This is a genomic window from Exiguobacterium sp. S22-S28, from assembly GCF_043359615.1.
Taxonomy (GTDB): Bacteria; Bacillota; Bacilli; order Exiguobacteriales; family Exiguobacteriaceae; genus Exiguobacterium_A.
The window spans coordinates 90,068-104,427 of record NZ_JBHFFC010000005.1; the positions used below are offsets into that span (position 1 = coordinate 90,068).

The following is a 14,360-nucleotide window of genomic DNA, read 5'->3' on the forward strand; positions in this document are numbered from 1 at the left end:
CATGCAGTTAAAAAGAGAAATGACAAGCCGGCATCTCTTCATGATTTCGCTCGGCGGCATCATCGGAACGGGACTGTTCCTCGGTTCCGGATTGACGATATCACAAGCTGGACCGCTCGGGGCAGTACTCAGTTACATCGTGGGTGGGACCATCATGTATCTGACGATGTTATGTTTAGGAGAAATGGCCGTCCATATGCCGGTCTCCGGATCATTCCAGACGTATACGACACGGTTCATCGGACCAGGCATCGGTTTTGCGGTCGGTTGGATTTACTGGCTCGGTTGGGCTGTCACGGTAGCACTCGAAATTACGGCAGCCGGAAGTCTGATGGATCGATGGTTTCCGGATACACCCATCGTCATTTGGTGTGCTATCTTTACCATCATTTTGTTTGGTCTCAATGCTATATCTGCAAAAGCCTTTGGGGAGGCTGAATTTTGGTTTTCGAGTCTGAAAGTTCTCGCCATTCTCTTTTTCATCGTGCTCGGGGGAGCCGCTTGGTTTGGCTGGATTGATATGACGGCAGCCCGTCCGGAGAGTTTGTTCGCCAACTTTACCTCAAATGGATTATTTCCGAATGGTGCTATTGGGGTGTTGACGACAATGATCGCCGTTAACTTTGCGTTTCAAGGTACGGAATTGATTGGTGTCGCTGCAGGCGAGTCAAACGACCCCGAAAAATCAATTCCAAAAGCCATCCGTAATACCGTCTGGCGAACATTCATCTTTTTTGTCCTCTCGATCACAATCGTCGGTGCCTTGATTCCCTATGAAACAGCAAGCGGAATCAGCAGTCCGTTCATCATGGTATTTGATGCCATCGGAATTCCTTATGCGGCTGACTTGATGAACATCGTTGTCTTGACTGCCCTATTATCCGTCGGAAACTCAGGATTGTATGCGGCGACACGGATGTTATGGTCGATGTCACAAGAAGGCATGATCTCAAAAAAACTGGCAATCGTCAATTCGCGGGGTGTGCCGATGCGGGCGTTGTGCTTTACGATGTTATTCGCCATGTTATCACTCCTGACCGCCTTTTTTGCGGAAGACACCGTCTTCATCTGGTTGTTGTCACTCGCAGGACTCGGGGCGCAGGTCGGATGGATTTCGATTTCTGCTTCACAGATCGCCTTCCGTCGCCAATTCATCAAGGACGGACACTCTGTTAGCGAGTTGAAGTTCAAAACACCGTTCTTCCCGGTCTTACCGATCATCTCGTTTTCTTTAAACATGCTTGTCCTGATCAGTCTTGCCTTCCAAGCGGATCAACGGATCGCCTTATATATCGGTGTCCCCTTCTTCCTCTTGACATGGGCGTCTTATCATTGGTTCGTCAAAGGAAAACATCTCGCTGCCCAAACGGAACGACAAGCAGCCAGTTCGACCTTAGAGCCATAATCAAAAAGAACGTGACCGGCTTCGGGATTGATTCCCTGGCCGTCACGTTCTTTTTTAGTCATTTTTTATTGATCAGCCAGACTTCGTAATACGATTACTTCACCCGTGTGGACCGTGACATCGGCGATCTGCTGATCCGTCCATTCATTGCTGACGGTTAAGGAACCGCCGACGGGCACGTCATGATCGGTCAGCGGATACTTGACACCTCGAAGCGTCAAACGCGTCGGAACGAGTGGGATGAAGGACAGGTAATGATACTGATCCGCCTTGATTTGATAATGTCCTTCCTGTAAGAAACGCACCTCTTCGCGCTTCGTCATAAGACGCGCTGTCGGGAACTGTTTCAATAGATAGACGTTTTGCAGGGTCATATCCAGTCGACCACCTGTCGCCCCGAAAATCAACACGTCCGTCACTTCATACCGTTCGCTGACATGACGCAAAGCGAGTTCTAAATCGGTTTCATCTTTTTCAGCCGGATGAATCACCGCCCCTTCCGGCGTATATCCGAGCGAATCAAAGTCCCCGATTGCCAAGTCAAACGTGAGACCTTGTTGCACTAGCGTAGCGACACCGCCGTCGACAGCGATGACCACCGTATTCTCATCGATAAACGGCGTCAGGGACGGTACGTCCTCGACCGGTCCTGCTGCGACGATTACAGCGCGCATCAGACACCTCGCGCCGAGTACCGGAGGAGTCGTGGCGCCGTCGTGAATAAGAGCCCTGCGACAATGCCGCATAACAGGTACGATGGAACCATGTACGTCGCATTGTAAATCAAGGAGTACGGTACGACCGGACTACCTTCCGCGTATTCAGCAAAGAAGACGATTCCACTGATGACATGGCAGACATACCGTAATCCGGCACCAAGGAACGTTGCCATCAAAACGATGGCCATCAAACGTCCGTTTTTCCCAGCCGCTGCCGCCTTTTTGACTTGACGGGCAAATAAACCACTCAGTCCAACAACACCAAATGCAATCGTATAATCGAGCAACGGTTGGACGACCGTCAAGATTTGCGGCGCGAACATCAGCTGAATCGTTCCGACGAGAGCTCCTGTCACGACACCACCCACGACGCCGTGACGGAACGCCATCACAAAAATCGGCAGCATCGCTAAGCTGACAGAACCTCCTTGGGGCATCTTAAAGGGAATCAATAAATCAAATACCACCCCGAGACTTGCAAAAATTGCAATTTCCATTAACATTTGTAGCCGTTTCATACTTGTTTCCTCCTAAAAATAAAATCGCAGGACGGCAAAAAGGCAGTACGACGGACGCCGTACTGCCTGCGTGCGCCACATCCCTACGTCCGTCTGAACGGAACAGGTTCGAAGGGTTAAAGTCCAATCACTTCTCTCAGCCGCTTGACGCGACACCCCTTGCGGTCTTCATTAAGTTTTGTTTGCCTTTTTATTATACGTGAGCGGCACTGCGAATACTAGTGATTGCTTCCGTATAATCGGGTGCATTGTAAATGGCGGATCCGGCAACAAGGACGTTCGCCCCGTTTTCGATGCACAGCTTCGCTGTCTCCGCATTCACACCACCATCAATTTCAATTTCAAATGTCAGCCCACGCTCTGCCTTTAGGTCTGCAAGTTGCTTCAGTTTCGTCATGACACCCGGCAGGAAGGCTTGACCGCCAAATCCAGGATTAACCGTCATCAACAAGACCATATCGACCTCTTCTAAGACATGTTCAATCGTCGTCAGCGGTGTATGCGGGTTCAGAACAACCCCCGCCTTCGCACCCGCTGCTTTGATTTGCTGGAGGACACGATGCACATGGTTCGTCGCCTCAACATGGAAGGTCACGATGTCAGCACCTGCTGCAACAAAAGCTTCCACAAAGTTTTCCGGCCGATCAATCATTAAATGAACGTCGAGAACCATGTCTGTTTTTTGGCGTAAACTGCTTAAGACCGGTAAACCAAAGGAAATGTTCGGGACAAACTGACCATCCATGACATCAAAATGAATATAGTCGGCGCCTGCCGCCTCGACGGCTTTGACGTCCCGCTCCAAGTTTGCAAAATCTGCTGATAAGATTGATGGTGCAATTTTAATCATCTCAATACCTCCGGGCTCGATTCTTGATTTCCTCTACAAACATACCATAATTCGTATACCGTGAGAGCATGATTTCGTTCGCTTCAACCGATTCTTTGACGGCACATCCCGGTTCATTCAAATGCAGACATCCCCGATATTTACAGTCGTCTTGCAAAGCGACGAATTCAGGAAAACACCAACGCAATTCTTCGAGTTCCATTTCATGCGGGAAATCGAGATTTGAAAAACCTGGTGTATCTGCGATCAACCCTTCACCGAGCGGAATCAAGGTGACATGACGTGTCGTATGTCGACCGCGTCCAAGTGACTTCGAAATATGACTCGTCTCAAGAGCCAATGAGGGTTCGAGCGCATTGAGCAACGAACTTTTCCCGACACCGGATTGTCCCGCCAGTACGCTGGTCTTATCTTTCAGCAAGGGGCGGACGAGCTCCACTCCGACAAGCGTCTCGCTCGAAGTCTCAACGACGGGGTAGCCGATTTTTCGGTACGCCGCGATAGCTTCTTTTACCGCCTGTTCGGTTGTCCCTTGCAACAGATCCATTTTCGTTAAAATAATGATCGGTTGGATGTCCTTCGCTTCAATCAGTACAAGAAACCGGTCAAGCAGATGGGCAGAAAAATCGGGTTCCGCCGCTGAGACAACCAGTAGCGCTTGATCGATATTCGCAACCGGTGGTCGGACCAAGAAATTTTGACGTTCCTTTACTTCCAAGATGTAGCCGGTCTCACTTTCGATGTGTAACACAACCTCATCGCCTACGACAGGACTGATCCCACGTTTTCTGAAATTACCGCGTGCGCGTGACCGAATTTCTCCTTGAGGTGTCATGACATCATAAAATCCACCCTGCAGACGAATAATCGTCCCGTCCCGGTTTTCTTCGATTCGACTTTCTGCCATCCTGTGCACTCCTTTTTTCAGCATAACGCTGCTTACTCTTGTGATTTTGCCTGATTATACGTAATCGTTTTTGCCCGGTACACTTCATCATCTTTGTAAATCGTAATCTTGCCTTCGTCACCGGGATCAATCGTCAACGGAACATCAAATGTCTCATCTTGATCAATCGATTCTTCGATAACCGTTCGCTTTCCTTTCGCATCTTCCGTCTCGATCCGAACAATTTGGCGCGGAGCAGGTTCTTCGTCCTCACTAACCCCGTCATAGACTACTTTTTCCGGGAAAGTCGCTGTCACGGTTTTTTCTTCTTCCCCGCGAGAAATAAAGACGGTGACGGAATCGTTCGGTTCCACCTGAGCACCCGCCTGTGGATACTGTCGAATGACTTGATCAAGTTTAACGTCGCTTGAGTACTCTTGCTCAAATGTTCCATCAAGACCCATTTTATCCAAATATGCTTTGGCATCGTCACTCGATAAATCAGTCAAATCTTTTAACACAAACGTCGATGATCCGTTTGAGACGGTAATGGTAATGGTCTGTTCTTTTGCAATGACTTCCGTTCCTGCCGAAATCGACTGGCGAATGACGTTGCCGCGACTGATATCTTCTGAATCTTCACGTTCAACATCTACTTTTTTAAATCCGCTGTCCTTCAGGATGGCAATGGCTTTTTTCTCCGTCTCATCCGATACATCCGGCACCTCGACTGGGTCGCTTCCTGTCGAGACGATCAAATCCACTGTTGAGCCTTTTTTGACCGATGCCTGTTCTCTCGGAGATTGACTGATGACCAGTCCTTCGTTTACTGTATCGCTTGCCCGTTCCGTCGTTTCGACGACAAAACCGATTTTTTCAAGCGACGTTTCCGCTGCATCTGCGTCTTTTCCCGTCACATCCGGCACCGTAACAGTGGGATCGGGCCACATCGCAAAAGTCGTCGCCGCTCCTCCCATCACCAAAAGTACCAACAAGACGATCCACCAAGTCCGCTTCTTCTTCTTTTCCGGTTTAGGTGTGACCGTCGCGACTTTCGGGACAGGTGCAGTTTGTTCCATCATTTCATCCGGCAACGACACAGGGCGGAGAACCATCGTTTGCTCCATCTGATCATCCCCACGGATACCTTCATTTGCACGTTCAGTCGACATTGCCGTCACCATATCTTCTTTAAATGCTGCTACCGACTGTTGGCGATCGTGAGGAGCCTTGGCAAGTGCCTGCATGATACAATTTTCTAAAGCTTGTGGCACGGCAGGGTTTAACGACGTCGGACGACGGGCTGTATCTTGTAAATGTTTTAAGGCAACCGCAACCGGCGAATCACCTTCAAACGGAACTTGTCCGGTCACGAGTTCATAAAGAACTGCTCCAAGAGAGTAAATATCGGATTTTTCGTCTGCAAATTTTCCTTTTGCCTGTTCCGGCGAAAAGTAATGCACAGATCCGAGTACAGACATCGTATGGGTCAATGTGGCATTCGACATGGCGACGGCGATTCCAAAATCGGTTACCTTCACCGTTCCGTCTTCTCGAATCAGCATATTTTGCGGTTTGATGTCCCGATGGATGATTCGATGGGCATGGGCATGATCGATCGCATCACAAATTTGACTGATGATATCAATCGCTTTTGTGACCGGTAATGCCCGGCCTTCACAATACGTCTTCAGTGTCATACCGTCGATATATTCCATCACGATATAATAAATCGCTTCTTCTTCTCCCACATCATACACGGCAACGATGTTCGGGTGGTTTAAACTTGTTGCGGCATGGGCTTCTCGTTCAAATCGACGGATAAATTGTTCATCATGTGAAAACTCGGTGCGTAAAACTTTAATTGCCACCATGCGGTTCAAGATTTCATCATATGCCTGATAAACGTTTGCCATCCCGCCATTTCCAACTAACCGTTCTATGCGGTAGCGGTCGTTCAATCGATCTCCGTATCGCATATTCAGATCCTCTCTCTTTCTTTAAAACGGATTGCAGCAATTGTAATATTGTCTGCGCCCCCCCGGTCATTTGCCTCGGTTACAAGACGTTCAACGATTGTATCAAGCGATGCGTCTTCTTGAAGCAGTCGTTGCATGACATCATGAGGGACTTCATCCGACAAACCGTCACTGCACACTAACACGATATCATAATCCGGTGCATCCCGGACTTGAATATCCACGTCAACAGATTCATTGGAGCCGACTGAACGTGTGATGACGTTGCGTCGCGGATGATTTTCAAGCTCTGCTTCCGACAATTCGCCTAATTGTTTTAACATGTTGACATACGAATGGTCATCCGTCAGTTGTGTCAAGCGTCCTTCTTCTAACGCATACACCCGACTGTCTCCTACGTGACCAATGACCAGTAAATCATCCGACCAACAGACACAGGCCATCGTCGTACCGACAATCGATAAATTTTCGCTCTGAGAAAAATGTAAAATTTGTGTGTTGGCTTCTTTCACCAAGTGCTCGATCCACGCAGATAATTCCATCGGGCGGTTCGGCATGTCGGGATACGCTTCGGCAAAAAGCTGCCTTACGATGGCACTCGCGGTTTCTCCGGCCGCGTGACCGCCCATACCATCGGCGACTACAGCCAACCCTTGCTTCGCATCGCCTACTAATAAGACCGTGTCTTCGTTTTTTGAACGGACCTTGCCGGTCGTCGTCAAATACGCTAACTCCATACCCGTCCTCCTCTACCGTGTTTGATGCTGCTGTTTCGTCAATCGTTTTTTCTGAAAGCGGCGATATAAAACCCGTCCGTTCCAAGGGTTGTCGGCAATAACTTCAGTTCTGCCCGTTCTCCGATTAAAGACTGGACGATTTCCGGCATCCGTGTTTTAAACGATTCGTCAAAAACAAATCCCTGACTGAGGATATAATCAGTTTGCTGTTCATTTTCAAGCGGATCAATCGTACAGGTCGAATAAACGAATGTGCCCCCGGATTTGACAAGCGGAAGAACCGACTCAATGATTTCCCGTTGAATCACCGGTAGATGTGTCAAATCTTCCGGTCGTTTCGTCCATTTGATGTCTGGTTTCCGGCGAATAACACCAAGACCGGAACACGGCGCATCCACTAAAATCCGGTCAAAAGAGCCGGTTTCGAACCGTTCACCGGCTTTCCGGGCATCAAGTGCTTCAGCCTGAACGGTTTGTAAACCAAGCCGGTCAGCTTGTTTTTGCAACAACTTTACTTTGTGTGCATGTAAATCGAGTGCCTGCAAGGATCCCGTCGTCAATCCTTCCGCGATATGCATCGCTTTACCACCCGGTGCGGCACAACTGTCTAGGATGTGATCTGTCGGTTGTGCGCCGACAGCCAGTGCCACGAGCATCGAACTTTCATCTTGTAACGACAGATAACCCCGCTCCAACAAATCCGTCTGCTGGACACTGCCACTGATGATTTCTAAACCATCCGGTGCAGTAGGCGTCGGTTTGGCGATGACACCTTGTTCTTCTAACAACTTAACCGCTTCTTGTCTGTCGGTACGTGTCCGGTTGACGCGTACCGTGACAGGTGCCGGTTCATTGTTCAATCGACACATCTGCCATGTCTCGTCTTCTCCGAACAGTTCCATCCAACGCGAGACAAGCCAGACCGGATGACTCGTTTCAATACTGATCCGCTCGACAACGGATGAAATTATAGAAAAGTCCGGTTTTCCTTTTCGCAACACGTTGCGCAGTACACCATTGACGACTTTGGCAATATGCGGTTTCCCCCGGGTCTTCGCAATCTCGACCGCTTCATTGATGACCGCGTGATCCGGAATCCGGTCCAAATAAAACAGTTGATAGACGCTCATGCGTAACAACGGACGCATAAATGGCTCTAATTTTTTTTGTGAGGCCAGAAACGGTGCCAAAATGTAATCAAGTGTCAATTCCCGACTGAGTGTTCCGTAGACCAGTTCCGTATATAAACCGATGTCGGCCTTTGAGATGGCTCGTTTTTCAAGCATTTGGTGAACCGAGATCGTCGAGAATGCTCCACCTTGTCCAATTTTCAATAAGGTCGTTACTGCTGCATCTCTGACATTCATGCGTCATCGCCCACTTTCTGTCCAATCGTCAAAGTTTGTCCGACACCGCGCATAAACGTCGCACCATCCATTCGTTTTTTTCCTGCCGGCTGAACATCCACCAATTTCAAGGCAGTGTCTGAACCTGTCGCAATGACCGGACCGTCCGCTTCAAGAGCAATGATTTCTCCAGCCGCTCCGCGACCGGACACCTTTTCCGCAAAGTAGACTTTCAGGCGATCAGCACCAAGCATCGTATACGCACTTGGAAATGGATTCATTCCGCGGATTTGATTGTACAAGTCTTCACCTGGTCGCGAAAAGTCCAACCGTTCGCGTTCCCGGCTGATGTTCGGGGAGAACGTGACATTCTCTTCCTGTTGAGCTTCTGCCGTCAACGTTCCGGCAATCAACTGTGGTAACGTTTCGATTAATAATCTTGCACCGGCTGCACTGAGTTTGTCGAACATCGATCCGACTGTATCGCGTTCTTCAATCGGGACAATGATTTTTGACAACATATCACCCGCATCCAGCTTATCGACCATATACATGATCGTCACACCGGTTTCCGTTTCACCATCGATGATTGCCTGATGAATCGGTGCACCGCCACGGTATTTCGGCAACAAGGAAGCATGAACGTTAATCGCACCGTACCGGGGTGCTTCGAGTACAGCTGACGGAACAATTTGACCGTAAGCGGCCGTGATGATCAAATCCGGTTTCAGGTCGAGCAGTTCTTGATAGTCTTCACGGATTTTAACCGGTTGCAGTACCGGAATGTCATGCGCAAGCGCAACTTCCTTGACCGGTGTTGGCTTGATTTCACGTTTTCGCCCGACTGGTTTATCCGGTTGCGAAACAACACCAACGACATCATATCCGGCATCGATGACTTCACGGAGCGTATTCGCGGCGAACTCCGGTGTCCCCATGAAGACAATACGCGTTGATCGTGAAGTGTCGACCAGTTTATCCGTAAATAAGACACCGTCCAAATGATCCATCTCGTGCTGAATCGCACGTGCAAAAAATCCGGTTGCCTTGATTTTGACACTCCGTCCCAGACGATCCTGCGATTTGACGACAATCTGTTCGAATCGCTCGACAGGTCCAAAAATACCCGGCATGCTCAGACACCCTTCATCGTCGATTTGTGAACCACTTGCTTCGATGATTTCCGGATTGATCAGCTCGATTGGTCCCGTCTCGTCATCTGTATGAACGACCGCTACACGAATCGGCTGATTGATCTGCGGGGCCGCCAGTCCAACCCCGTCATATTCGTACATCGTATCGAACATCCGGTCAATCATCTTCCCGAGTTTTTTATCAAATTTTGTGACCCGTTGGCATGTTTGACGCAACACATCGTTTGGTACCTCTACTACTTTATACATAATTTTTGCCACCTCACATAAATACAAATGGATTCAGATCCACTGTTACTTGGACTTTTTGTTTGATGCGTAACGCAAGCATCGCCCGGAGCGCCTCCCGGACTTCTTCCTGTCCTTTATGTTTCAAAATCACTTGATATCGATACATATTTTTCAGCCGTGCCAGCGGGGCTTCGAGCGGTCCATTGATGACCAAATCATCTGATTCCAGATGGCGGAGTTGATCCGCCACTGCCTCGGCTTCCGCCTGGGCTTCGAGTGGGTGTGCCGCCGAGACGGTCACCAGCCCCAAAAACCAGAACGGTGGATGCCCCCCGAGTTTTCGTAATTGCATTTCCCGCTGATAAAATGCTTCATAATCATGCCGCTTTGCAGTTTGGATGACGTAATGCTCCGGATTATACGTTTGGATAATCGATTGTCCGGCAAGGATTCCACGACCGGCACGCCCCGAAACCTGTGTGATCAGTTGAAACGTTCGTTCACTGGCACGAAAATCGGGAATTCCGAGAGTGGCATCCGCCGCGATGACACCAACAAGTGTCACGTTAGGAAAATCGAGTCCTTTCGCAATCATTTGTGTCCCGAGCAAAATATTGCCTTCTCCCCGTTCAAAGGCATTCAGCAACTTCTCATGAGCCCCTTTACGGGACGTGGTATCTTGATCCATTCGGATGATTTTAGCTTCCGGAATCAAATGGGACAATTCTTCTTCAATTTTTTGTGTACCGGTACCGAATTGACGAATCTTTTGGGATTCGCAGGAAGGACAGGTTTTCGGCATCGCCGCTTCAAATCCGCAGTAATGGCACTTCAAACAATCTTGCTGCTGGTGGTAGGTCAAATTGACGGCACAGTGCGGACACTGAAGTGTTTCCCCACAGTCCCGACAAAGAACGAACGTCGTATACCCTCGGCGATTTAATAGTAAAACCGTCTGTTCCCCGCGTTCAATCCGTTGTTTTATGCCTTCGATGAGCGGCAGACTGAATGGAGTTCGGTTGCCGCGTTCCAGTTCTTTTCGCATATCAATGATATCGACCGGAGGCAGTTCGCCTCCAAACCGTTCGGTCAACGGCAAATAGCGGTATACCCCTTTTTGGGCACGTGCATACGTCTCAAGAATTGGCGTCGCACTGCCGAGCACGACAGGACAGCGATGATACGCGGCCCGCCACGTCGCGACATCCCGTGTGTGGTACCGCGGATTTTCTTCTTGTTTATAGGTTGTTTCATGCTCCTCATCCAAAATAATGAGACCAATGTTCGTCAGTGGAGCAAAAATCGCCGAACGTGCTCCGACGACGACCTCTACTTCACCTTGAGCAATTTTCCGCCATTCATCATATTTTTCGCCTAAGGACAGACCGCTGTGCAGAACAGCAACCCGTTCACCAAACCGTCTTTTAAACCGTTTGACCATCATCGGCGTTAAACTGATTTCCGGTACGAGCAGGATAGCTTGCCGTCCCCGTTCAAGCATCGTGTGAATCGATTCTAAATACACTTCTGTTTTTCCGCTTCCGGTCACCCCGTGCAGTAAAAACGTGTTTGTCTCATCCGGTGCCGTAATGGCGTCGACAGCATCCTGCTGATGCGTCGTCAATGTGGAAGGAACAAAAATATCTTGAACCAGATGTTCGTACGGATTACGGTTCACGTCAATCGTTTCAACCGTAATCACACCTTTTTTCTCGAGACTGTTCAGAATGCTGACCGTTAAGTCAAGTTCATGCATGACTTCACTCCACAGCACTTCCGGTCGTTCCAGCAGGTGTTCCCGAAGCATCATCTGTTTTGTTGCTTGTTTTGATAATTCAATCGTTGCGTCCAGTAACCGGATTCGCTTATCGGTTTTGGACGTCTTTTTTTCTTTGACGACCGGTTGAAGGTGTATGTCTCCTGTTTGCGCAGCTAATAAAATCTTTTGTTGGACTTCACTCGGAAACTGGCTAATTTTCTTATGATTCCAGTTTGCCCATTTCGGACTTTCCGTCAAAATCAGTTTATCATAGCTGACTTTCAGAGCAGCAGGTAACATCGCAAGAAGCGCAGTCGCCTGATAACATAGTGTCGTTTCAGATAGATAAGACGACAAACGGAGCAACTCTTCCGTATAGGTCGGGGTTTCGTCAAGTACCCGGACAATTGGCTTGATGCGGTCCAGTTCCGATTCCGGCTTGACTCCGACAACGATTCCAAGTAATGCCCTTGGTCCGAATGGAACTTCGACACGCATACCGGGAACGACGAGATTTTGCCAAAGTTCCGGAACTTCATAATCAAACGGACGATCGACCGTTGCCGCGGCAACGTCGACGATAACTTCCGCAATCATCGTATGGCCTCGGTAAATTGTTTAATCAATTCCACAGCCAACTGTGTCTTTGACTGTTGATCGTAATGAACAGTTTCTTGATTTTTTCCGTAAACCGTCACTTGATTTTCATTGCTTGAAAAACCAATATCTGCTCGGGATACGTCATTGGCTACGATAAAATCAGCCTTCTTCCGCACCAATTTTTGCTGGGCATGTTTCTCCAGATTTTCCGTTTCAGCGGCAAACCCAACAAGAATCTGCTGTGTTTTACGTTCGCCGAGCGTCCGTAAGATGTCTGTAGTCTCTTCCAGTTCAATTCGTAAAGGTCCATCGATTTTTTTCTGCTTCCGGTCGTACTGAATGGTCGGACGGTAATCCGCCACCGCCGCTGCCATGATGACAAGATTTTGCTTGTCATACACTGCTAACATCGCCTCGAGCATCTCGTCTCCGGATTCGACAGCAATCGTTGTCATACCGGCCGGCAAAGTCTCACGGATCGGACCGTGGACGAGTGTGACGGTCGCACCGGCATCACGGGCGGCTTCAGCAAGCGCAATACCCATCTTACCGGATGAGTCGTTTGTCAAATAACGAACCGGATCAATACGTTCGACGGTCGGTCCGGCACTGATCAGGACATGTCGATCTACAAGTGGTTTGACTTGAAACAAACCGGATAATGTTTCGACAAGTTCTTCCGGTTCAGGCAACCGGCCTTTTCCGACCCAGCCGCATGCCAAGTTTCCGACTCCCGGGGCGATTAACTGGACTCCGTCTGCCATCAGCCGTTCCATGTTTCGCACCGTCGCCGGATGTTCGAGCATATTGACATTCATCGCCGGCGCAACGACGACGGGACAGGTTGCTGCCAAAATCGTCGTCGTGATGAAGTCATCCGCGATTCCGTGAGCGAGTTTTGCGATTAAATTGGCTGTTGCGGGTGCCACGACAATCAAATCGGCTTCATCCGCTAAATCAATGTGGGCAATTTTAGATGCATCATGTTCGATGAAGACATCATCATAGACCGGCTTGCGTGTTAGTGCCGCAAACGTCGTTTTCCCAACGAATTGTTGGGCATTCTTCGTCATGGCGACTTGAACACTCGCTCCCGCCTGAACCAGTTTTGAAGCTAAGGCCGCCGCTTTATACGAGGCGATGCCTCCTCCAACACACAAAAGGATTTTTCGATTCGTTAGCATGATGAGTTCCTCCTTATTGAAAAAAACAGCCACAATGAGGAGTGGCTGCTTCAAAATTAGTCTTGCGGTTGGTTCGTAACCACGACTTCACCAGAAAAGAGTTCTTCGAGTGCTTTCCCGACTGGTTTGTATGATTTCGGGTTCGCGACTTTCAGGCGTTTCCCGTCTTGGAGTTGACGCGCCCGTTTCGCTGCGACCGTCACGATTGTGTACTTTGAAGGAATTGTCTTTTGAAGCTTGTCTACTGATGGATATAACATGTTATTTGACCTCCATGGCTTTTTTATACAAGGACGCAACGCGTTCCCGGCTACAATGTTCTGCTGTGACGATGGCTTGAATTCTGTCACATGCTTTATGAATTTCATCGTTCGTCACGACATAGTCGTAAGCATCCATCATTTCAATCTCTTCTTTAGCGACGAGAAGACGTTGTTTGATGACTTCTTCCGATTCCGTCCCACGTCCGACGAGGCGATTGCGGAGTTCCTGTAGACTTGGCGGCGCCAAGAACAGAAAAACAGCCTCAGGAAAATGTTCCTTGACCTGCATCGCACCCTGCACTTCAATTTCTAAGATGACATCTTTTCCTTCATCCAAGATCTTATTGACCCATTCGACAGGTGTTCCATAATAATTTCCAACGAATTCCGCGTGCTCCAACAATTGATTGTTGGCAATCATGCTTTCGAATTCTTCACGTGTCTTGAAGAAATAATGGACACCGTCCACTTCTCCTTCACGTGGTTTTCGTGTCGTACATGACACGGAATAATGTAAATTGTTGTCCTCATCTTCACGTAATGCCCGGCAAACTGTTCCTTTACCAACACCGCTTGGACCAGATAATACGAGTAATAAGCCACGCTCTTTAAAAATCACTTCAGAACCCCTCCATCTAACAAACTTCACATTGTTTCATATTAGCAGTAGAGACAGGAAGTTCGCAAGTGGTCTTTTCAGCTCGACTGCTTAATCATACCATATCCATG

At 48.8% G+C, this 14,360-nt stretch carries 13 protein-coding genes and 1 riboswitch; of the genes, 1 reads left to right on the forward strand and 12 read right to left on the reverse strand.

What is annotated here, in order from left to right:
- The first annotated feature begins 1 nt into the window (after window position 1).
- Window positions 2–1,405, forward strand: a complete 1,404-nt coding sequence (locus tag ACHA8N_RS01275) for an amino acid permease (RefSeq protein ID WP_147510843.1) — start codon at window positions 2–4, stop codon at window positions 1,403–1,405.
- A gap of 65 nt (window positions 1,406–1,470) precedes the next feature.
- Here ACHA8N_RS01275 and ACHA8N_RS01280 read toward each other — a convergent pair whose 3' ends face one another.
- From ACHA8N_RS01280 to gmk, 12 genes are all read right to left on the reverse strand, one after another.
- The gene (locus tag ACHA8N_RS01280; protein WP_393964495.1) at window positions 1,471–2,079 is read right to left on the reverse strand and encodes a thiamine diphosphokinase; all 609 of its coding nucleotides are present in this window, start codon (window positions 2,077–2,079) and stop codon (window positions 1,471–1,473) included.
- A complete protein-coding gene (thiT, locus tag ACHA8N_RS01285; RefSeq protein WP_393964496.1) occupies window positions 2,079–2,642 on the reverse strand; it encodes an energy-coupled thiamine transporter ThiT in 564 nt (187 codons plus the stop codon). The genes ACHA8N_RS01280 and thiT overlap by 1 nt, the downstream gene beginning before the upstream one ends.
- Before the next feature lie 63 nt (window positions 2,643–2,705).
- Window positions 2,706–2,812, reverse strand: a riboswitch (TPP riboswitch).
- Between the two features lie 23 nt (window positions 2,813–2,835).
- On the reverse strand, window positions 2,836–3,492 hold the full coding sequence (rpe, locus tag ACHA8N_RS01290) for a ribulose-phosphate 3-epimerase (RefSeq protein ID WP_028106004.1): 657 nt from the start codon (window positions 3,490–3,492) through the stop codon (window positions 2,836–2,838).
- A 1-nt stretch (window position 3,493) separates the two neighbouring features.
- On the reverse strand, window positions 3,494–4,399 hold the full coding sequence (gene rsgA, locus ACHA8N_RS01295; RefSeq protein ID WP_147510839.1) for a ribosome small subunit-dependent GTPase A: 906 nt from the start codon (window positions 4,397–4,399) through the stop codon (window positions 3,494–3,496).
- Window positions 4,400–4,431: 32 nt separating this feature from the next.
- Window positions 4,432–6,357 (reverse strand): Stk1 family PASTA domain-containing Ser/Thr kinase, encoded by a 1,926-nt coding sequence (gene pknB / locus ACHA8N_RS01300; RefSeq protein WP_393964497.1) that lies wholly within the window; start codon window positions 6,355–6,357, stop codon window positions 4,432–4,434.
- Window positions 6,358–6,359: 2 nt separating this feature from the next.
- Window positions 6,360–7,094 carry a Stp1/IreP family PP2C-type Ser/Thr phosphatase gene (locus tag ACHA8N_RS01305; protein WP_147510837.1) on the reverse strand — a complete coding sequence of 245 codons (735 nt, stop codon included), beginning with the start codon at window positions 7,092–7,094 and terminating at the stop codon, window positions 6,360–6,362.
- Between the two features lie 38 nt (window positions 7,095–7,132).
- Complete coding sequence (gene rsmB / locus ACHA8N_RS01310; protein WP_393964498.1) at window positions 7,133–8,461, reverse strand: 16S rRNA (cytosine(967)-C(5))-methyltransferase RsmB; 1,329 nt, start codon at window positions 8,459–8,461, stop codon at window positions 7,133–7,135.
- Complete coding sequence (fmt, locus tag ACHA8N_RS01315; RefSeq protein ID WP_393964499.1) at window positions 8,458–9,843, reverse strand: methionyl-tRNA formyltransferase; 1,386 nt, start codon at window positions 9,841–9,843, stop codon at window positions 8,458–8,460. The genes rsmB and fmt overlap by 4 nt, the downstream gene beginning before the upstream one ends.
- Window positions 9,844–9,856: 13 nt before the next feature.
- Window positions 9,857–12,181, reverse strand: coding sequence for a primosomal protein N' (priA, locus tag ACHA8N_RS01320; RefSeq protein ID WP_393964500.1), 2,325 nt, complete (start codon window positions 12,179–12,181; stop codon window positions 9,857–9,859).
- Window positions 12,178–13,368 carry a bifunctional phosphopantothenoylcysteine decarboxylase/phosphopantothenate--cysteine ligase CoaBC gene (gene coaBC, locus ACHA8N_RS01325; protein ID WP_393964501.1) on the reverse strand — a complete coding sequence of 397 codons (1,191 nt, stop codon included), beginning with the start codon at window positions 13,366–13,368 and terminating at the stop codon, window positions 12,178–12,180. Before coaBC ends, priA begins: the two co-directional genes overlap by 4 nt.
- Window positions 13,369–13,424: 56 nt before the next feature.
- Window positions 13,425–13,628, reverse strand: a complete 204-nt coding sequence (gene rpoZ / locus ACHA8N_RS01330) for a DNA-directed RNA polymerase subunit omega (protein ID WP_147510832.1) — start codon at window positions 13,626–13,628, stop codon at window positions 13,425–13,427.
- Between the two features lies 1 nt (window position 13,629).
- On the reverse strand, window positions 13,630–14,247 hold the full coding sequence (gene gmk, locus ACHA8N_RS01335; RefSeq protein ID WP_234944616.1) for a guanylate kinase: 618 nt from the start codon (window positions 14,245–14,247) through the stop codon (window positions 13,630–13,632).
- Window positions 14,248–14,360: the final 113 nt, after the last annotated feature.

Coding starts and splice junctions, on each gene's coding strand:
- priA (WP_393964500.1), bottom strand. CDS start 12,181: ATGATTGCGGAAGTTATCGTCGACGTTGCCGCGGCAACGGTCGATCGT.
- ACHA8N_RS01280 (WP_393964495.1), bottom strand. CDS start 2,079: ATGCGCGCTGTAATCGTCGCAGCAGGACCGGTCGAGGACGTACCGTCC.
- rpoZ (WP_147510832.1), bottom strand. CDS start 13,628: ATGTTATATCCATCAGTAGACAAGCTTCAAAAGACAATTCCTTCAAAG.
- coaBC (WP_393964501.1), bottom strand. CDS start 13,368: ATGCTAACGAATCGAAAAATCCTTTTGTGTGTTGGAGGAGGCATCGCC.
- pknB (WP_393964497.1), bottom strand. CDS start 6,357: ATGCGATACGGAGATCGATTGAACGACCGCTACCGCATAGAACGGTTA.
- rsgA (WP_147510839.1), bottom strand. CDS start 4,399: ATGGCAGAAAGTCGAATCGAAGAAAACCGGGACGGGACGATTATTCGT.
- ACHA8N_RS01305 (WP_147510837.1), bottom strand. CDS start 7,094: ATGGAGTTAGCGTATTTGACGACGACCGGCAAGGTCCGTTCAAAAAAC.
- rsmB (WP_393964498.1), bottom strand. CDS start 8,461: ATGAATGTCAGAGATGCAGCAGTAACGACCTTATTGAAAATTGGACAA.
- ACHA8N_RS01275 (WP_147510843.1), top strand. CDS start 2: ATGCAGTTAAAAAGAGAAATGACAAGCCGGCATCTCTTCATGATTTCG.
- thiT (WP_393964496.1), bottom strand. CDS start 2,642: ATGAAACGGCTACAAATGTTAATGGAAATTGCAATTTTTGCAAGTCTC.
- rpe (WP_028106004.1), bottom strand. CDS start 3,492: ATGATTAAAATTGCACCATCAATCTTATCAGCAGATTTTGCAAACTTG.
- fmt (WP_393964499.1), bottom strand. CDS start 9,843: ATGTATAAAGTAGTAGAGGTACCAAACGATGTGTTGCGTCAAACATGC.